Source organism: Sulfitobacter sp. DSM 110093, assembly GCF_022788715.1.
In the GTDB taxonomy this organism is placed as follows: Bacteria; Pseudomonadota; Alphaproteobacteria; order Rhodobacterales; family Rhodobacteraceae; genus Sulfitobacter.
In genome coordinates, this window is record NZ_CP085167.1 from 3280921 (window position 1) to 3299146 (window position 18226).

Below are 18226 nucleotides of genomic sequence, written 5' to 3' on the forward strand. Positions count from 1 at the left end.
GGGCTTCGACCATGGGTCGAGGCCCTTTTTTGTTTCTGCACCGATCCTACCCGCCCGCCCATTCTTAGCTGCCTTGCGAATTGAACCTAACAGGGCATCCAACGCCTGATTGGCACGGAAGGGGATATGACAAGCTTGAGCGATATCGCGGTTGCTGATGTCCTCAAAAGAAGCATTCTCAATCGTTGCGCTATTCTGCTGGCGGCTGTTCACTGGGTTAAGCCAGAACGCGCACCGCGCCACTTTCAGGATCGTAATGCACCAATGGCTGACCTGCGGTCTCGACTTGGCCCAGCCCTCTTGCGTCACGCAGCAACGCCAACGGACCCGAGATCGCCTGCGCCAGCGCGGCCTCTAGCGGGACGCCCACAGCATGGGTCAGCGTCTGCACTGCACGCCCCATCTCAAGGTCTGCGCCAGCCAATGTGCCATCTGCCAACGTCAGTCGCCCCTCTTTGCGGTACACCTCGCGACCATTCAGCATAAAGCGTGTGATATCCGATCCCGCAGTCGCCATCGCATCGCTGACGAGGAAGACCCCCTCCGCCTTGGCTGCTAGCGCATTGCGCATGCTGGCCGGGTGCACATGGATGCCGTCCGCGATCAGCCCTGCGTGAACCCCGCCCCGCGCAAGTGCCGCACCAACCAAACCCGGCGCGCGGTTGGTCATCTGGCTCATTGCATTGAACAGATGAGTGACACAGCGCGCGCCCGCGTCAAAGGCCGTCATGCAACTCTCATAATCCGCATCGCTATGTCCCAGCGAAACAATCACCCCCGCCTCAGCCATCGCGCTGATCTGTGTGTTGCTGGTGTTTTCCGGCGCGACCGTGACCATGAGGTTCGGCAGCCGTTTGGCCGCGCACAAGATCAAAGCAAGGTCCGCTTCCTGCATCGGGCGGATCAACGCTCCGTCATGCGCCCCTTTGCGCGCAAGTGACAAATGCGGGCCTTCCAGATGCAGCCCGATGATGCCCGGCACGCCAATGGCGATGGCGTCTACCGTGGCCTCAATCGCGGCTTGGGTTCTGTCAGGCGTGTCAGTGATCAGTGTGGGCAGGAAGCCTGCCACCCCCGTACCGCGATGCGCCCTTGCAATCCGGCGCAACGTGGCCACGTCTGGTGTGTCGTTGAACATCACACCGCCGCCGCCGTTGACTTGAAGGTCGACGAAGCCGGGGCAGAGCACACCGCGCTCCAGCTCCGCCGCCTGTGTTCCCTGCGGCACCTCAAGCGGATCAAGGATACGGCGACTGCCGTCCTGCATTTGTGCCAGCACACTTCCGCGGTGCAGCCGCGTGCCATCGTGAATGTCGGCCCCGGTGAAAACCTTGACGATCTCATTCATGGCAACGCCTCTTCTGCCGCGGCCTTGCACAGCAGATGAAACGCCCCATCGAGCGCCGCACCCTGTGGTTTGACCAGACCCGATAGATGATCTTTGGGCAGGAAATTAGCGTAATGCGGGCCTATCCCACCCAGCAGGCAAAGTGGATCGCCTGGTGTGAAATCCAACGCCTTCAAAGCGCGGATGTAATAGGCGGCCCCCTCTTGCATCAACGCCTGCGCATGGCGATCCGCCGTCTTTGCTGCCGCGATCACTTTGGGCGCGAAAGCCGCGTAATCCCCCGGCTTGGCCGTCAAGCTAAACGCAACCAGCGCCGAAGGGTCATCGCCAAACTCTGCCAGCACCGCGCGGGTCAAATCACTATGCGGCGTCAGCCCATCATAGCACTGAAGGGCTTCGTTCATTGCCCTGCAGCCCAGCCATGCGCCCGAACCTTGGTCGGCCAGATGAAACCCCCAACTACCGGCATAGCGAAACGCCACGCCATCGGTTGCCGCGACGATGGTACCTGTGCCGATGGCCAGCACCCAGCCTGCGCACCCTTCGCCAAGTGCACCGACAACGCAGGCCGGGCGGTCGTCGTCTGCGATGATCCGCTGGAACGGCAATGCCGCGCGCAGACGCGCCTCATCCCGCGCCTTGTCCATCCCCGCCAAGCCCACGAATGCCGTCGCATCCTTCAAGGCCGAAAGGGGTAGCCCAGCCTCAGCCATGGCACGCTCTACCGTCTGGCGGATATTCACTAAAGCCTGATCTGGCTCAGTGCCGATATTCGCACGCCCACCTGCGGCGCGGCCAAGGATACCGTCATAACGCGTGCCAACAGCCACACGGCAACCGGTGCCGCCGCCGTCCACAGCGATCAAAAGAGGGGCAGAATTGTTCATGTGATACTTCTAAGCGAGGTGCAGGGCGAACGGAAGTGCACGCCGGATCGGCAGATCAAGTCGGCAACCTATGATGCCAGATTGAACTCTGACTAAGGCCAGCCTAACCTCGCGCAATGGCCCTGCCCGTTGAAACCTTTTTCCTGCGCCCCGATGCACAAGGCACGCTGCAACAGCAGATCCAACAGATGATCGCCCAAGGCATCCTCTCGGGTCGGTTTCAGCGGGGGGAGAAGCTGCCCTCCACCCGAAAGCTTGCCACGCACCTCGGCGTCAGCCGGATCACGGTGACCATCGCTTATACCGAGCTTTTGGCGAATGATTACCTCAGCTCGCGCGGGCGGTCGGGGTATTTCGTCTCTGACAATGCGCCTGCGCCCCCAGCCTTTGCCCCAATGGCCAAGGCGGACGACGCCATCGACTGGTCGCGTGCCATCGGCCAACGGTTCAGCGGCAACGGGCTGTCGGGCAAAGCGCAAGATTGGGCCAGCTACCGCTATCCGTTCATCTACGGCCAAGCCGATCCAACGCTTTTTGACCACGCCAACTGGCGGCTTTGTGCAGTTCAAGCTTTGGGTCAACGCGATTTCACCTCGATGACCACCGACTACTACGACCAAGACGACCCGCAGTTGATCGAATTCATTGCGCGAAATATCTTGCCCCGACGCGGTGTCTCGGCACGGCCCGATCAGATTCTCATCACCCTCGGCGCGCAGAACGCGCTGTGGCTGACCGCCCAAGTTCTGCTGACCCAACGCCGCCGCGCCGTGTTAGAAGATCCGTGTTACCCGGCGCTGAGTGGCATCCTCAGCCAATCGCGCTGCCACATAACCCCCGTCCGCGTCGATCAAGACGGCTTGCCCCCCGAGGCAATCCCCCCTGACACGGATGTGATTTTCACCACGCCCAGCCACCAATGCCCGACCAACGCAACCATGCCAATGGACCGCCGCCGCGCCCTGCTGGCCCGGGCCCGCGCGCTTGAGGCGCTGATTGTTGAGGATGACTATGAATTTGAGATGTCTTTCCTCAAGCCCGCCTCGCCCGCGCTGAAGTCGCTCGATGACGAGGGGAGAGTGATCTATGTCGGCAGCTTCTCCAAATCGCTTTTTCCGGGGCTGCGGCTGGGATATCTGGTGGGGTCTGAGCCGTTTATCCGCGAGGCGCGCGCGCTGCGGGCATCGGTGCTGCGCCACCCGCCGGGGCATATCCAACGCACCGCCGCATATTTCCTGTCATTGGGCCATTACGACGCCCAGATCCGCCGCATGGGGCTGGCCTTGCACGAACGCCGCCGCGTTATGGAAGGGGCGCTGGAACAGCATGGCCTGCGCGTCTCAGGGCGCGGGGCCTATGGCGGGTCATCCTTTTGGATGCGTGCACCCGAAAGCGTGGACAGTGCGCAATTGGCCGAAAACCTACGCGCCCGCGATGTGCTGTTCGAACCCGGCCATGCGTTTTTCATAGGTGACGAGAAGGCCAAGAATTACTACCGATTGGCCTATTCCTCGATCTCCGCAGCACGGATCAACGAAGGGGTCGGCCTGATCGCCCAAGAAATCGACCGCCTGCGCTAATACGGCTCGATCGCCTCGTGACGCTTCTGTTGCACCGGATCAACCGCATCACCTTTACCGCGGGCATCGGCGAGAGTGATTGGAAGACAAAGGAAAAGGTTCTTGCAAACCTCTACTGGGCGGGAAATATTCCCAATTAGATCATCCCCGCCGCCGAAGAGAAACATATCGCGCGCCGAGCGCTTGCCCTGCTGAAAGACCCAGCCCTCCCATGACGCATTCCCAGCCGCCGCTTGATCTGTCGCCCAAGGTCTCGGACGAGGTTCGCAAGACCACCTGCTACATGTGCGCCTGTCGCTGCGGCATTAACGTCCATATGAAAAAGGGCAAGGTCGCCTATATCGAGGGCAACCGCGACCATCCGGTGAACCAAGGTGTGCTTTGCGCAAAAGGGTCTGCCGGGATCATGCAGCACAACTCCCCCGCCCGGCTGCGCAACCCGATGAAGCGGGTCGGCCCGCGCGGTTCAGGTGAGTTTGAGAGCATCAGTTGGAAAGAGGCGCTGCAGATTGCCACCGATTGGCTGGAGCCCCTGCGCCGCGAAGCGCCGGAGAAGCTTGCGTTCTTCACCGGGCGCGACCAGTCGCAGAGCTTCACCTCGCTCTGGGCACAGGCTTTCGGCACGCCGAACTACGCGGCACATGGCGGCTTCTGCTCTGTCAACATGGCCACGGCGGGCATCTACACGATGGGCGGCGCCTTTTGGGAGTTCGGCCAGCCCGATTGGGATCATACCAAGCTGTTCATGCTGTTTGGTGTGGCCGAGGACCATGACAGCAACCCGATTAAGATGGGTTTGGGCAAGCTCAAGAAACGCGGCGCGCGGGTCATCGGGGTGAACCCGATCCGCACCGGGTATAACGCCATCGCCGACGATTGGGTCGGCATCACGCCCGGTACCGATGGGCTGTTCATTCTGTCGCTGATCCACTGCCTGATGAAGGCCGGGCGCATCGATCTGGACTACCTCGCCCGCTACACCGACGCGCCGGTCCTGCTGAACAGCGACCCCAAGTCGCCTGAGTATGGCCTGCAACTGCGCGACAAGGATGGCAAGGCGCTGGTGGTCGACCGCAAGACCGGCAAGCTGACCCCCTTTGACCAACCCGGCGTGCGCCCCGACCTGTCCGCCACCTACCGAACGGCGGGCATTACCCACCGCCCGGTCTTTCACCAGATGGCCGAGCAATACCTTGGAGATGACTACACCCCCGAGGCCGTCGCCGAGCGTTGTGGCATCCCCGCGCCGCGCATCCGTGCCATCGCTGCCGAACTGGCGCGCGTCGCCTTTGACGAAGCCTTCGAGCTTGATCACGCATGGACCGATTTCCGGGGCGAGCATCACAAGACGATGACAGGCCGCCCGGTTTCTTTTCACGCCATGCGCGGTATCTCGGCCCATGCCAATGGCTTCCAAACCTGCCGCGCGCTGCATGTGTTGCAGATTATCCTTGGCACCGTCGAAGTGCCCGGCGGGTTCCGCTTTAAACCGCCCTACCCCAAGCCTGCCACAGCGCATCCAAAACCACATTGCAAAGCCACCCCCGACGCGCCGCTCGACGGGCCGCATCTGGGTTTCGTGCATGGCCCCGACGATCTGGCGCTACGCGCTGATGGCAGCCCGGCGCGGATCGACAAGGCGTTCACATGGGAAAACCCGATGTCGGCCCATGGGTTGATGCATATGGTGATCTCAAACGCGCACGCAGGCGATCCCTACAAGATCGACACGCTGTTTATGTATATGGCGAATATGTCGTGGAACTCTTCGATGAACCCTGGCGGTGTGATGGAGATGCTGACCGACACTGATGCCAACGGCGACTACGTGATCCCGCGCATCATCTATTCCGATGCCTATTCCTCGGAAATGGTCGCCTATGCCGATCTGATCCTGCCCGACACGACGTACCTTGAACGGCACGACTGTATCTCACTGCTCGACCGCCCGATCAGCGAGGCCGACGCCGCCGCCGATGCGATCCGTTGGCCCGTGGTGGAGCCCAACCGCGACGTGCGGGGCTTTCAATCCGCGCTCTGCGATCTGGGGGCAAAACTTGGCCTGCCGGGGTTCGTGAACGCGGATGGCAGCCAAAAATACAAAGACTACGCCGATTATATCACCAGCCACGAACGCCGTCCGGGCATCGGCCCGCTGGCTGGGTTCCGCGGTGAGGATGGCAAAGATACCGGGCGCGGGGCGCCGAACCCCGAGCAGATCGACCGCTATATCGAAAACGGCGGTTTCTTCGTCAATCATATCCCCGAGGGGGCGAATTACTACAAGCCGTGGAACGCCGCCTATCAAGATTGGGCCGTCGGCATGGGCATCTATGACGCGCCGGAGCCCTATCTGTTTTCGCTCTATGTCGAACCGCTGCGCCGCTTTCAGCTTGCCGCCGAAGGTCATGGCAAACGCCAGCCGCCTGAGCATCTGCGCGAGCGCATTAAGCAGACCATGTCGCCCCTGCCGATCTGGTATGAAAGCGATCCAGAAGGCGCGCAGGGCTATGACGTCCACGCGCTCACCCAACGCCCGATGGCGATGTACCATTCATGGGGCAGCCAGAACGCTTGGCTGCGGCAATTGCATGGACACAACCCGCTCTACCTGCCCACGGCGATCATGCGTGCCAAGGCGCTGCAAGACGGCGAATGGGCGCGCGTGACCTCTCCGCATGGGGGGATCACGGTGCCGGTGATGGAGATGGCGGCCCTGAACCCCAAAACGGTCTGGACATGGAACGCCATCGGCAAACGCAAAGGCGCATGGGCGCTGGACCGCGACGCGCCGGAGGCGACCAAGGGCTTCTTGCTCAACCATCTGATCCACGAGTTGTTGCCGCCCAAGGGCGACGGTCTGCGGTGGTCGAACTCCGACCCGATCACCGGGCAGGCCGCGTGGTTCGACCTTAAAGTGCATATCGAAAAGACCGACGCCCCCGCCGAAGCGCAGCCAGAAATCCCGGCGCAGCGCTCTCCCGTCCCGCCCGCGCCGCAGGACATTGCGTGGAAGGTGGGCAAATGACCGCCCCCCTCTGCGCATCACCGCTCAAGACCCCTCAGGACACCCAGCCATGACCACGCTCCCACAACAGACCGACCGCAAACTCGGCCTGGTGATCGACCTTGATACCTGTGTCGGTTGTCATGCCTGCGTGATCTCCTGCAAAGGCTGGAACACCGAAAACTACGGCGCGCCGCTGTCAGACCAAGACGCCTATGGCGCGGACCCGTCGGGCACATTCCTCAACCGCGTGCACAGCTATGAGGTTCAGCCCGAGGCCGGTGCCGCGCAGCTTGTCCACTTCCCGAAATCCTGCCTGCATTGCGATGACGCGCCCTGCGTGACCGTCTGCCCCACGGGGGCGAGCTACAAGCGCGTCGAAGACGGGATCGTGCTGGTCAACGAAAGCGATTGCATCGGTTGTGGCCTCTGCGCATGGGCCTGTCCCTACGGCGCGCGTGAGATGGATCAGGCCGCGGGCGTGATGAAGAAATGCACCCTCTGCGTCGACCGTATCTATAACGAGAACCTGCCCGAAGAAGACCGCCAGCCCGCCTGCGTGCGCACCTGCCCCGCTGGCGCGCGGCATTTCGGCGATCTGGGCGACCCCGAAAGTGCTGTGAGCCAGTTGGTGGCCGAGCGTGGCGGTCTGGACCTCATGCCCGAGCAAGGCACCAAGCCGGTCAACAAATACCTGCCGCCCCGCCCGCGCGATCAGTTGCAAGGGCCGGAGGACAGCGGTGAGATCGACGTGCTGGCCCCCTTCCTTGCCCCGATCGACAGCGGCCCAAAAGGGTTCCTCGGCTGGCTTGATCGCACCCTGGAGAAGCTCTGATGCATCCGGCACCCTCTGTCATTCTGTTCAGCAGCCTGTCGGGCATGGGGTTCGGCCTGCTGGCGTGGCTTGGCATCGGCCTGCCTGCCGTGACCGGCTGGGTGGCCTTTGTCTTTTTCGCGCTGGCCTATCTGCTGGCCGTGGGCGGGTTGATCGCCTCGACCTTTCACCTCGGCCATCCCGAACGCGCGCTCAAGGCTTTCACCCAGTGGCGCAGCAGTTGGCTCAGTCGGGAGGCTTGGACCTCGGTCGCCGCTTTGCTGACCATGGCGGCCTATGGCGCGGGGCTGGTGTTTTACGACACGCGGCTTTGGCCGCTGGGGCTGCTTGGTGCGGCGTTGTCATTGCTGACGGTGCTGACCACGGCGATGATCTATACCCAGATGAAGACCGTGCCGCGCTGGCACAGCGTGATGACGCCGCTGAATTTCCTGTCGCTTAGCATCGCGGGCGGTGCCCTGCTGGCGGGGCAGGTGACGGCGGCGATGATCCTGCTGGCGCTGGCGGGGGCGGTGCAGATCGCCACATGGTGGCACGGGGATCGCGCGCTTGCCGCTTCGGGCAGCGATATCGCCACAGCGACGCGGCTGGGGGCGCAGGGCAGCGTCCGCGCCTTTGAGCCACCCCATACCGGCAGCAACTACCTGTTGCGAGAGTTCGTTTATCAGATCGGGCGCAAACACGCCCTAAAGCTGCGCGTAATTGCGATCACGCTAATGATGCTACTGCCGCTTCTGCTACTCCTTTCGCCCGTGTTCCACCACCTCGCCGCCGGTCTCGCGGTGCTCAGCCACGCGGCGGGGGTGCTGACCTCGCGCTGGCTGTTCTTTGCGCAGGCGGAACATGTGGTCGGCATCTACTACGGCAAGCGCTGAACGCAAAAGAGGGGGTGTCTCCACCCCCTCTGCATTCCGATTCACAGCTTGAAAAGCAGCCTTAGTTCATCAGCCCCGCATGACGCAGACCCGCATCGACCAGTTCCTTGGTCGGGTCAGTCAACTCGGTGAGCGGCAGGCGCACCTCGTCGGAGCACAGATCCAACCGCGACATGGCGTATTTCACGCCAACCAGCCCCGGCTCGGTAAAGATCGCCTTGTGCAGTGGCATCAGACGGTCCTGCAGTTCCAACGCTTTGGCGTAATCGCCCTCCAGGCAGGCCGCCTGCATCTGCGCGGAAAGACGCGGTGCGACATTGGCGGTGACCGAGATACAGCCAACGCCGCCTTGGGCGTTGAACCCATGCGCAGTGGCGTCTTCGCCGGAAAGCTGGCAGAAATCCGGGCCGCAGGTGATGCGCTGATCGCTGACGCGCGCCAGATCGCCGGTGGCGTCTTTCACGCCAACGATGCGCGGCAGTTGGGCCAACTCGCCCATCGTCTCGGGCAGCATATCCACGACCGAACGACCGGGGATGTTATAGATGATGATCGGCAGTTCACAGCAGTCATGTACGGCGGTGAAATGAGCGATCAACCCGCGTTGCGTCGGCTTGTTGTAGTATGGCGTGACCAACAACAGCGCGTCTGCGCCAACTTTCTCGGCGTGGCGGGCAAGGCGGATGCTTTCGACCGTGTTGTTCGATCCCGCCCCAGCAATGACCGGAATGCGGCCCGCGACGGCTTTGACGACCTCATCAACGACGGTTTCATGCTCGGCATGGCTCAGCGTCGGGGATTCGCCCGTGGTGCCGACGGGGACAAGCCCGCTCGACCCTTCGCCGATGTGCCATTCGATAAGTTTCTTGAGCGTATCCAAATCCAGCGCGCCGTTGCGAAACGGCGTGACGAGGGCAGGCAGAGAGCCTTTGAACATGTGCACGCTCCTTAAGTGCTGGCCGGAATAAACCGGACTGGATGAAGGCTTTTACAGACGCTAATGTTTGATAAACGTCGCCTGAGCCATATGTTGCAAGGCTCTAGCCCCGGAGACGTAGGAAATGCAAGCGATGACGCGCCTGATGGCGATCCTCATAAGTATTTTTGTCCTGACCGTGCCTGCGGAAGCGCAGCGCCCGCGCCCTTTGGGTTGGGCGATGGACGCGATGCGCAGCGGCAATTGGGACGCGGCTGCGGCCTTGGCTGCCCGTGATGGGCAGGTCGCCGTTGACGTTATCGAATGGCACCGGCTCCGCGCCGGGCGGGGCAGCTATGCCGAGGCACGCGATTTTCTTGCCCGCAGGCCCGATTGGCCGGGCGAAGAGTACCTGCGCAAGCAAACCGAAGAGGCCGTGATCGAGCAATCCGGCAGCGACATACTGGATTTCTTTTCGGCCATGGCCCCGCAGACCCCGCGCGGGGTGCTGGCCCATGCCAAGGCGCTAATCGACAGCGGCCAGCGCGGCGAGGCCGAAGCGAACCTCGTTCTGGCGTGGCGCACCATGCCGATGAACGCCACCAGTCAGGAATTGTTCGTCGACGCACACGGCAGCCTTCTGGCACCGCATCACGCGGCACGGCTGGAAGAGATGCTCTGGCAGCGCGAGCATTCCGAAGCGCGGCAGATGTTCGATCTGGTGTCCAGCGCCGACAAGGCACTGGCCGAGACCCGTATCGCCCTGCAAAAGCTGGAAAGCGATGTGAACGCCAAGATCAACGCGCTGCCCGCATCAAAGGCCGATGCGCCGGGGCTGGCGCATGACCGCTTTGAGTGGCGCATTCGCAAAGGGCTGCGCGACGATGCCAAGGATCTGATGCTCGCGCGGTCGACCTCGGCTGCCGATCTGGGCCAGCCGCCCGCATGGTCCAACCGCCGCCGCGCCTTGGCGCGTGACGAGATGCGCAATGGCGATGCCCAAACGGCTTATCAGCTTGCCTCGCAGAATTTCCTGATCAGCGGGTCCGATTTTGCCGATCTTGAATGGCTGTCGGGCTATATTGCCCTGCGGTTCCTAAATGACCCAACCACCGCGTTGGGCCATTTCCAAAACCATGACAACGCCGTGGAATCCCCCATCAGCCAAGGCCGTGCCGGATACTGGCAGGGCCGCGCGCTGGAAGCGATGGGCGATGCCGAAGGTGCGGCCAAAGCCTATGCCATGGGGGCGAAGTTTCAGACCTCCTTTTATGGTCTGCTGGCCGCTGAACGTGGCGGCGTGCCATTTGACGAAAAGCTGAAGGGCAATGCGCCCACGCAAGACTGGCGCACATCCCCGCTGGCCCGCGCACCGCTGTTCGAGGCGGGGTTGCTGCTACAAGCCTCTGGCGAGCTTTCCACGGCTGAGCGTTTCTGGACCCATCTTGCCGAACAACTCGTGCCCGAAGACCTTGCCCTGCTCGGACAAGCCGCAATTGACGTAGGCCAGCCCCATATCGCAGTGATGATCGGTAAACGCGCAGCGCAGCGCGGGTTGGAAGTGCCCGCCCCCTATTATGCGCTCCACAGTCTGGTCGAGAAAGACCTGCCCATGGCCACTGAAATGACCCTCGCCATCGCGCGCCGCGAGAGCGAGTTTGACCCGAACGTCCAAAGCGGTGTCGGCGCGCGGGGGCTAATGCAGATCATGCCTGCCACGGCGAAAGACGTGGCGCGCGATCTGGGCATCTCTAGCCAACACACCACAGACCGGCTGACCGCCGATCCCGATTACAACGCGCGGCTTGGGGCGACTTACCTGTCGCAAATGGCCGGGCAGTTTGACGGCAACGTATCCATGATGTCAGCCGCCTATAACGCGGGCCCCAGCCGACCGCGCCGCTGGATGTCGACCTATGGCGACCCGCGCAAAGGTGAGATCGACATCGTCGATTGGATTGAGATGATCCCCTTCCGCGAGACGCAGAACTACGTCATGCGGGTGACCGAAAGCCTGCCCGTCTACCGTGCCCGTCTGGGCAAAGACCCGCTGCCGATCCCCTTTAGCGAAGAGTTAACCGGGTCGACGCTGAAGGCGTTCGCGCCATAGGGTGAACAGCCCCGCCGCCACGATCATGCCTGCACCCAGCACCACGCTCGGGCGTAGCACCTCGTTGAAGACCGACAGGCCGATGATCACGGTAAAGATCAACTGCGTGTAGGCAAAGGGCTGCACGGCGCTCGCCTCGGCGACCTCATAACAGCGGATCAGCAGCCAATGCCCCGTCACCCCGGTGATGCAGAGCGACCCCATCAACAGCCAGTTGCCCGGTGTCATCGGCTCCCAAAACCAGACGCCGATGGCTGTCATCACCACCGCACCGGTCACGCCGGTCCAGAAGAAACTCGTCGCCGTATTGTCGCGCCGCGCGACATAGCGGGTCAGCAGGCCGTAGACCGCGAACATCGCCGCCCCCGCCAGCGGGATCGCGGCAGCAGGGTCCACCACCCGAAGCCCCGGTTGCAGGATCACCAGCACCCCAATGAAGCCCACACCAATCGCGGCCCACCGCCGCCAGCCGACTTTCTCACCCAAGATCGGACCGGAGAGCGCCGCCACCAGCAGTGGATAACAGGTGAAGACAGCATGGCTTTCCACCAGCCCCAGAATCGTGAACCCCAGCACCATCGTACAAATCTGCGCCGAGAGCAGCACGCCGCGCAGGATTTGCACCGCAGGCTGGGTGGTCGCGGCGGCTTTGCGGATGCCGCCTGCCTTGCGCAGCGCCAGCGCGATGACGAAGGCAGCAAAGAACCAATAGCGGATCATCACCACCATCAGCACGTTGTAATTTTCGGCCAAATGGCGCGACAGCCCGTCTTGGACGGCAAAGACCATCGTTGTGGCGATCATCAGCATGATGCCGAGCGGGATGTTGTTGGACTGGCTCATGCAGGCATCCTTGCGCGTGTCATGTGGCGTTTACGGCCATAGCCGGGGATACGGGAAACCTCGAAACCGCCCGCAGCGAGCGCACGGCGAACGAAGCCGGCGGCGGTATAGGTCGCGGCGGTGCCACCCGGCGCGGTGTGACGGGCCACTTCGGACATCAGATCATCGCCCCACAATTCAGGGTTCTTGGCCGGGGAAAATCCGTCAAGGAACCACGCATCGGCCTGCCCTTGCCATGCGGGAAGGGCCTGCCGCGCATCACCGATGATGATCTCGGCCCGCAGGCCGGGCAGCTCCAACACGCCGCCGGTGCCATCCCACGCCGCCGTCAGCGCATCACGCCGCCCGTCGAGCGCCGGAAAGGCCGCATGGGCCTGCGCCATATCCTCAGGCCGCATTGGGTAGGCTTCGAAACTGGTGAAATGCAGCGACCCTTGGTGGTCCGCGCGCATCCATGCGTCCCATGCCAGCAGCAGGTTCAGCCCGGTGCCAAAGCCCAGTTCGGCGATGTGAAAACCGGGGCGAAAACGCTCTGGCAGGTCATTGCCCGCCAGAAAGACATAGGCCGTTTCCGCCGCGCCGTCCTCTAGGCTGAAGTAGGGATCATCGAACTGGGTCGAGACGGGCACTTGGCCCTCGCGCCACGTGATCTGGGCATTCTGGTCTGGCACGGTACGTCCTGCTAGAGGGGGAGTGAAGTCGCGCAGACACTGCGCAAGCTGGCGGGGAATGGCAATGGTGGATGTAACCGTAAGAGGGGCCGGGATTTTTGGCCTGTCGGTGGCTTGGGCCTGTGTGCTGCGCGGCGCATCGGTGCAGGTGGTCGATCCGGCAGGCCCGGCAGCAGGCGCCTCGGGCGGGATCGTGGGCGCGCTGGCGCCGCATGTGCCGGAGAATTGGAACGCCAAGAAAGCCTTTCAGCTTGAAAGCCTGCTCAGCGCGGAGGGTTTCTGGGCCGAGGTGGAGGCCGTGGGCGGTCACGCCCCGGGTTATATCCGCAGCGGGCGGTTGCAGCCGGTGGCGGATGACGCGGCGCTCGCGCTGGCGCGGCAACGACAAGAAACGGCAGCCGAGCTTTGGCAGGGCCGCGCCCGGTGGGAATTGGTCCGCACCGAAGATCGCGATTGGGCCCCGCACAGCCCCACCGGCTGGCTGATCCACGACACGCTCAGCGCCCTCGTCCACCCGCGCCAAGCCTGCGCGGCGCTGGTGGCGGCTTTGGCGGTGAAAGGCGTTGAAGTTCTCAACGACGCCCCGGATCAAGGCAAAACCCTTTGGGCCACCGGGGTCGCGGGGTTGGAAACGCTCAACGCTGGCCATGCACGTTTGGTCGGCGCAGGCATCAAGGGCCAAGCCGCGCTTTTGCAGCTAGATCGGGGCGGCACACCTCAGCTTTTCGCCGATGGGGTGCATGTGATCCCGCATCTGGACGGTACGGTGGCCGTCGGCGGCACGACCGAACGCGAATACGACAGTCCCGACAGCACCGACGCGCAGCTTGATGACGTAATCGCCAAAGCCCGCGCGGCTGTGCCTGCTTTGAAAGATGCCATGATCGTCGAACGCTGGGCAGGTCTGCGCCCGCGCAGCCGTAGCCGCGCGCCGATGCTGGGCGCTTGGCCGGACAAACCGGGGCATTACATCGCCAACGGCGGGTTCAAGATCGGGTTCGGCATGGCCCCCAAAGTAGCAGAGGTGATGGCCGATCTTCTGCTCGAAGAGCGCGATGCCGTCCCAGAGGGCTTCAGGGTCGAGGACAACCTTTAGGCCAAAGAAAAACCCCGGCCAGTGGCCGGGGTTCAATACCGTTCCCAAAGGGGCGCGGTTTAACGCGCGTTGGGCAGGATCACGATCTCAACCCGACGGTTTTGCGATTTGCCTGCGGCACTCAAGTTGCTGGCAACTGGCTGGCTTTCACCGCGACCGAATGTCTGCAAACGCTGCTGCGGCACGCCGTTCGAGAGCAAAATGTTGCCCACGGCCTGCGCGCGACGCTCGGAAAGCTGCTGGTTATATGCCGCTTCGCCGTCGCTGTCGGTGTGACCGACAACTTGCAATGTGGAGTTCTGGTAGATGTTCACGTTCTGCGCCAATGCGGCCAGATCGTCACGCAATGCGGGTGATACGCTGGTGCTGTCGGTCGCGAACAGGATATCCTGCGGCAGTGTCACGATCAGACGATCGCCAGTGTTGGTGATAACCACACGGCTGTCCATCGCGGCGCGCAGCTCGGCCTCTTGTTTGTCGAGCGAGTAACCAACGCCTGCGCCCAAGGTGCCACCAATCAATGCGCCTTTGAGGGCACCTTTGCCGTCACCTTCGGAAATCGCGCCGGCAAGGGCCCCGACGCCCGCACCGATCAAAGCGCCATTCTTGGTCCGCTGGTTGGGATCGCCATTGCCGGGCTGCAGTGGCTGCGTACACGCACCCAGTGTCATCGCGCCGGCCAGAGCGGCGGCCAAAGTCATCTTCGAAGAAATCATGTCTACTGCCTTCATGTTTGCGGGCCCCGTTCGGGCGGAGCATCTTGACGTGAACGCAATATAGACATGCAAAGTTCCCGCGAACATTACATATAACCGTTATTCGGCAGAAACCCGCCCAGTAGCCGCAGTTTAGGCTTCCGCTCGCGCGGCTTCAAACGCCAGCATGGCCCGTTTTACCGGCAGGCCCCAATGGTAACCGCCCAAGCCCCCGCTTTTGCGTAGCGCACGGTGGCAGGGGATGAGCCAACTCACCGGATTGCGCCCCACAGCGGTGCCGACGGCGCGCACGGCACGGGGGCTGCCAACGGTCTGCGCAATCTCGGAATAGGTGGTCACCTGCCCCGACGGGATGCTCAACAGCGCCTCCCAAACTTTGATCTGAAACGGCGCACCGATGAGGTAAAGCGGGGCCTTCGCCTCGGGGTCTTTTTGCATCCCAAACGCGGTGTCGACCCATGGGCGCAGCCGGTCTGGCGCTTCGACGAAATCAGCCATGGGCCAGCGGCTGCAAAGGTCCACCATCGCTGCATCCTCTCCGACTTCGGATGACAGGGCCAAGCCGCAGATGCCTTTGTCGGTGCCCATCACCAGTGTCGGGCCAAAGGGGCTGTCAAACCACCCCCAATAGATCGTGAGCCCAGCGCCTTTGCGGGCGAACTCGCCGGGGCTCATCGCCTCCCAGCGCAGGAACAGATCATGCAACCGCCCGCTGCCTGATAGCCCCAATTCATGCGCCGCCGCCAGTGTCGTGAAATGATCGCGCAGCATGACTTTGGCTTGATCCAGCATGAGATATTGCTGGTAGCGTTTGGGCGACACCCCCACCCAGCGCGAGAACAGCCGCTGGAAATGCGCGGCGGACATGCCCATTTCCCCGGCGATCCAATTCAACTGTTTGGGGTCTTCGGCCTCGTCGATCAAGGCGATGGCGCGCCGCATCACTTGATAGTGGTAACCCTGATTGTCGGGTGCGGGGGATATGTCTGTGATCTGTGTCATGACGCAAAGATACGCGCACCCCCGGCCCCGCGCGACCCGTTTCTTGCGCCAATGTATCGCAGCCCGCCCCCGCTTGCCCTGCCGCGTCATTCATCGCATACCCAAAGCCATGGCCCGCCAACTTGATTATCATACCATCCGCGAGATTTTCGCACGCTTCCAACAGGCAGAGCCTGAGCCCAAGGGCGAATTGGATCATGTGAATGTCTATACGCTGGTGGTGGCCGTGGCGCTAAGCGCGCAATCGACCGACGCGGGCGTCAACAAAGCCACGCGCGAATTGTTCAAGATCGCCGACACCCCGCAAAAGATGCTGGATCTGGGGATTGATGGGGTGACCGAACACATCAAAACCATCGGTCTCTATCGGCAGAAAGCCAAGAACGTCATCAAACTGAGCCAAATTCTTGTTGATGAGTATGACGGCGAGGTACCGAACTCCCGCGCGGCGCTGCAATCGCTGCCGGGCGTCGGACGCAAGACGGCGAATGTCGTGCTCAACATGTGGTGGGAGCAACCCGCACAGGCCGTGGATACACATATCTTTCGCGTCGGTAACCGCACCGGCATCGCGCCGGGCAAAACGGTGGATGCTGTGGAACGCGCCGTCGAAGACAATATTCCCGCTGATTTTCAGCGTCATGCCCATCATTGGTTGATCCTGCATGGGCGCTATCATTGCAAGGCACGCAAACCGCTGTGCCGCACCTGTATCATCCGTGACCTGTGCCAATACGAGGACAAGACAGAATGACCCAATACGAAGTGGTTGGCATCGGCAACGCCGTCGTCGACGTGATCTCTCATGCTGATGACGCCTTTCTTGCCGACAATGGCATCGAAAAAGGCATCATGCAGCTGATCGAACGCGACCGTGCCGAAGACCTCTATGGTGCGATGCAAGACCGCTTGCAGACGCCCGGCGGCTCGGTCGCCAATACCGTCGCTGGCGCGGGTGCGCTGGGGCTGAAAACTGCGTTCATTGGCCGGGTACGCGATGATGAATTGGGCCAGTTCTATGCCAAGGCCATGACCGACATCGGTATTGATTTTGTCAACGCGCCGGTGGCCGAAGGTGAAAACCCCACCTCGCGCTGCATGATCTTTGTGACCCCGGATGGGGAACGGTCGCTAAACACATATCTCGGGATATCGACTGGGCTGACGTCAGACGACGTGCCGCAGGCGGTGACCTCCAAGGCCAAGTTGATGTTCCTCGAAGGGTACCTCTTTGACCATGAAGCAGGAAAAACCGCATTCCGCGAGGCGGCGCGCGCGGCGACGGCGGGCGGCGGCATGGCGGGGATCGCGATTTCCGATCCTTTCTGCGTGGAACGCCACCGGGATGACTTCCTAACGTTGATCGAAAACGATCTGGGCTATGTCATCGGCAACGAAGCCGAGATTCGCGCCCTGTGGGAAACCGACGACACCGAAGTCGCGCTGGCCAAAACGGCTGAGATTTGCCCGCTGGTGGTCTGCACCCGGTCGGGCGACGGGGTCACGCTGATGCGTGGCGATGAACGCGTCGATGTGCCGGTTGAGAAAGTCGTGCCAGTTGATGCCACAGGCGCGGGCGACCAATTCGCGGCGGGGTTCCTCTATGGCCTTGCCACGGGACGTGATCTGGAAACCTGCGGGCGTATGGGCAACATCTGCGCGGGAGAAGTCATTCGCCATATCGGCCCCCGCCCCGAGACCGACATCATGGCGCTTTTCCAAGCCGAAGGATTGGTCTGAGCATGATTGAGGATGGTTTTCACGATGTCGCCCCCGGCAAGCTTGGGGTGGTGGTGACGCATCTTCAGATGCTCGAGAAACCTGTGTTGCGCGATGCGTCCCTGCCCGATGGTGTCACCTTCCGGCAGGTCACCCCGACGGTCGACTGGTTTCGCGATATCTTTCGCCGGGTCGGGGCGGATTGGCTGTGGTACGGGCGATTGAAACTGGATGACGCGGCGCTGATCACCGTGCTGCAAGACCCCGCGCGAGATTTCTACACGCTGACACGTGACGGCAAAGACGAAGCGCTGCTTGAACTATACTTTTCCGAGGAAGGCACCTGCGAGCTGGCCTACTTCGGGCTGACCTCTGCGCTGATTGGCAGCGGGTCGGGGCGTTACTTGATGAACCAAGCAATCACGCTGGCGTGGGAAAAACCAATCGAGCGGCTACACCTGCACACCTGCACCAACGACAGCCCGCAGGCGCTTGGTTTCTATGTTCGTTCGGGGTTCACACCCTTCCGCCGTCAGGTTGAGATTGACGACGATCCCCGCCTAAACGGTCTGCTGCCACGAGATGCGGCACCTCAGGTGCCCTTGATCGAAGGCTAAACCG

Annotated in this window: 16 protein-coding genes; 9 read left to right on the forward strand and 7 right to left on the reverse strand. The window is 62.3% G+C overall.

Going from position 1 to position 18226, the window contains the following annotated elements; genetic code table 11:
* Positions 1 to 217: 217 nt before the first annotated feature.
* Entirely contained in the window at positions 218 to 1348 is a 1131-nt protein-coding gene (gene nagA / locus DSM110093_RS16045; RefSeq protein ID WP_243266000.1) for an N-acetylglucosamine-6-phosphate deacetylase, read from the reverse strand.
* The gene (locus DSM110093_RS16050) at positions 1345 to 2235 is read right to left on the reverse strand and encodes a BadF/BadG/BcrA/BcrD ATPase family protein (protein ID WP_243266001.1); all 891 of its coding nucleotides are present in this window, start codon (positions 2233 to 2235) and stop codon (positions 1345 to 1347) included. Before DSM110093_RS16050 ends, nagA begins: the two co-directional genes overlap by 4 nt.
* A gap of 116 nt (positions 2236 to 2351) precedes the next feature.
* Here DSM110093_RS16050 and DSM110093_RS16055 point away from each other — a divergent pair, with 116 nt between their 5' ends.
* From DSM110093_RS16055 to DSM110093_RS16070, 4 genes are all read left to right on the forward strand, one after another.
* Entirely contained in the window at positions 2352 to 3815 is a 1464-nt protein-coding gene (locus DSM110093_RS16055; RefSeq protein ID WP_243266002.1) for a PLP-dependent aminotransferase family protein, read from the forward strand.
* Between the two features lie 211 nt (positions 3816 to 4026).
* Positions 4027 to 6843: a molybdopterin oxidoreductase family protein gene (locus tag DSM110093_RS16060; protein WP_243266003.1), complete on the forward strand. Its 2817-nt coding sequence runs from the start codon at positions 4027 to 4029 to the stop codon at positions 6841 to 6843.
* Positions 6844 to 6892: 49 nt separating this feature from the next.
* Positions 6893 to 7657 (forward strand): 4Fe-4S dicluster domain-containing protein, encoded by a 765-nt coding sequence (locus DSM110093_RS16065; RefSeq protein WP_243266004.1) that lies wholly within the window; start codon positions 6893 to 6895, stop codon positions 7655 to 7657.
* A complete protein-coding gene (locus DSM110093_RS16070; protein ID WP_243266005.1) occupies positions 7657 to 8532 on the forward strand; it encodes a DmsC/YnfH family molybdoenzyme membrane anchor subunit in 876 nt (291 codons plus the stop codon). Before DSM110093_RS16065 ends, DSM110093_RS16070 begins: the two co-directional genes overlap by 1 nt.
* Before the next feature lie 61 nt (positions 8533 to 8593).
* Here the strand turns inward: DSM110093_RS16070 and dapA are convergent, their stop codons facing one another.
* Positions 8594 to 9469, reverse strand: coding sequence for a 4-hydroxy-tetrahydrodipicolinate synthase (gene dapA, locus DSM110093_RS16075; protein ID WP_243266006.1), 876 nt, complete (start codon positions 9467 to 9469; stop codon positions 8594 to 8596).
* A gap of 124 nt (positions 9470 to 9593) precedes the next feature.
* Between dapA and DSM110093_RS16080 the strand changes: the two genes are divergently transcribed.
* Positions 9594 to 11558, forward strand: coding sequence for a lytic transglycosylase domain-containing protein (locus DSM110093_RS16080; RefSeq protein WP_243266007.1), 1965 nt, complete (start codon positions 9594 to 9596; stop codon positions 11556 to 11558).
* On the opposite strand, the gene DSM110093_RS16085 is transcribed toward DSM110093_RS16080, so the two are convergent.
* Positions 11523 to 12401 carry a DMT family transporter gene (locus DSM110093_RS16085; protein WP_243266008.1) on the reverse strand — a complete coding sequence of 293 codons (879 nt, stop codon included), beginning with the start codon at positions 12399 to 12401 and terminating at the stop codon, positions 11523 to 11525. The genes DSM110093_RS16080 and DSM110093_RS16085 overlap by 36 nt on opposite strands.
* Positions 12398 to 13072, reverse strand: coding sequence for a tRNA (5-methylaminomethyl-2-thiouridine)(34)-methyltransferase MnmD (gene mnmD, locus DSM110093_RS16090; RefSeq protein ID WP_243266009.1), 675 nt, complete (start codon positions 13070 to 13072; stop codon positions 12398 to 12400). The genes DSM110093_RS16085 and mnmD overlap by 4 nt, the downstream gene beginning before the upstream one ends.
* A 58-nt stretch (positions 13073 to 13130) precedes the next feature.
* Between mnmD and DSM110093_RS16095 the strand changes: the two genes are divergently transcribed.
* Positions 13131 to 14168 carry an FAD-binding oxidoreductase gene (locus DSM110093_RS16095; protein WP_243266010.1) on the forward strand — a complete coding sequence of 346 codons (1038 nt, stop codon included), beginning with the start codon at positions 13131 to 13133 and terminating at the stop codon, positions 14166 to 14168.
* Between the two features lie 59 nt (positions 14169 to 14227).
* Here the strand turns inward: DSM110093_RS16095 and DSM110093_RS16100 are convergent, their stop codons facing one another.
* Together DSM110093_RS16100 and DSM110093_RS16105 are read right to left on the reverse strand one after the other, a co-directional pair.
* The gene (locus DSM110093_RS16100) at positions 14228 to 14884 is read right to left on the reverse strand and encodes an OmpA family protein (RefSeq protein ID WP_243266011.1); all 657 of its coding nucleotides are present in this window, start codon (positions 14882 to 14884) and stop codon (positions 14228 to 14230) included.
* 132 nt (positions 14885 to 15016) lie between these two features.
* On the reverse strand, positions 15017 to 15886 hold the full coding sequence (locus DSM110093_RS16105; protein ID WP_243266012.1) for a bifunctional helix-turn-helix domain-containing protein/methylated-DNA--[protein]-cysteine S-methyltransferase: 870 nt from the start codon (positions 15884 to 15886) through the stop codon (positions 15017 to 15019).
* 109 nt (positions 15887 to 15995) lie between these two features.
* Between DSM110093_RS16105 and nth the strand changes: the two genes are divergently transcribed.
* The 3 genes from nth to DSM110093_RS16120 are packed head-to-tail and all read left to right on the forward strand — an operon-like array spanning position 15996 to position 18222.
* The gene (gene nth / locus DSM110093_RS16110; RefSeq protein ID WP_243266013.1) at positions 15996 to 16640 is read left to right on the forward strand and encodes an endonuclease III; all 645 of its coding nucleotides are present in this window, start codon (positions 15996 to 15998) and stop codon (positions 16638 to 16640) included.
* Positions 16637 to 17626, forward strand: coding sequence for an adenosine kinase (locus tag DSM110093_RS16115; protein WP_243266014.1), 990 nt, complete (start codon positions 16637 to 16639; stop codon positions 17624 to 17626). Before nth ends, DSM110093_RS16115 begins: the two co-directional genes overlap by 4 nt.
* A gap of 2 nt (positions 17627 to 17628) precedes the next feature.
* Positions 17629 to 18222, forward strand: a complete 594-nt coding sequence (locus tag DSM110093_RS16120) for a GNAT family N-acetyltransferase (protein ID WP_243266015.1) — start codon at positions 17629 to 17631, stop codon at positions 18220 to 18222.
* Positions 18223 to 18226: the final 4 nt, after the last annotated feature.

Coding starts and splice junctions, on each gene's coding strand:
- nagA (WP_243266000.1), bottom strand. CDS start 1,348: ATGAATGAGATCGTCAAGGTTTTCACCGGGGCCGACATTCACGATGGC.
- DSM110093_RS16050 (WP_243266001.1), bottom strand. CDS start 2,235: ATGAACAATTCTGCCCCTCTTTTGATCGCTGTGGACGGCGGCGGCACC.
- DSM110093_RS16055 (WP_243266002.1), top strand. CDS start 2,352: ATGGCCCTGCCCGTTGAAACCTTTTTCCTGCGCCCCGATGCACAAGGC.
- DSM110093_RS16060 (WP_243266003.1), top strand. CDS start 4,027: ATGACGCATTCCCAGCCGCCGCTTGATCTGTCGCCCAAGGTCTCGGAC.
- DSM110093_RS16065 (WP_243266004.1), top strand. CDS start 6,893: ATGACCACGCTCCCACAACAGACCGACCGCAAACTCGGCCTGGTGATC.
- DSM110093_RS16070 (WP_243266005.1), top strand. CDS start 7,657: ATGCATCCGGCACCCTCTGTCATTCTGTTCAGCAGCCTGTCGGGCATG.
- dapA (WP_243266006.1), bottom strand. CDS start 9,469: ATGTTCAAAGGCTCTCTGCCTGCCCTCGTCACGCCGTTTCGCAACGGC.
- DSM110093_RS16080 (WP_243266007.1), top strand. CDS start 9,594: ATGCAAGCGATGACGCGCCTGATGGCGATCCTCATAAGTATTTTTGTC.
- DSM110093_RS16085 (WP_243266008.1), bottom strand. CDS start 12,401: ATGAGCCAGTCCAACAACATCCCGCTCGGCATCATGCTGATGATCGCC.
- DSM110093_RS16095 (WP_243266010.1), top strand. CDS start 13,131: ATGGCAATGGTGGATGTAACCGTAAGAGGGGCCGGGATTTTTGGCCTG.
- DSM110093_RS16100 (WP_243266011.1), bottom strand. CDS start 14,884: ATGATTTCTTCGAAGATGACTTTGGCCGCCGCTCTGGCCGGCGCGATG.
- DSM110093_RS16105 (WP_243266012.1), bottom strand. CDS start 15,886: ATGACACAGATCACAGACATATCCCCCGCACCCGACAATCAGGGTTAC.
- nth (WP_243266013.1), top strand. CDS start 15,996: ATGGCCCGCCAACTTGATTATCATACCATCCGCGAGATTTTCGCACGC.
- DSM110093_RS16115 (WP_243266014.1), top strand. CDS start 16,637: ATGACCCAATACGAAGTGGTTGGCATCGGCAACGCCGTCGTCGACGTG.
- DSM110093_RS16120 (WP_243266015.1), top strand. CDS start 17,629: ATGATTGAGGATGGTTTTCACGATGTCGCCCCCGGCAAGCTTGGGGTG.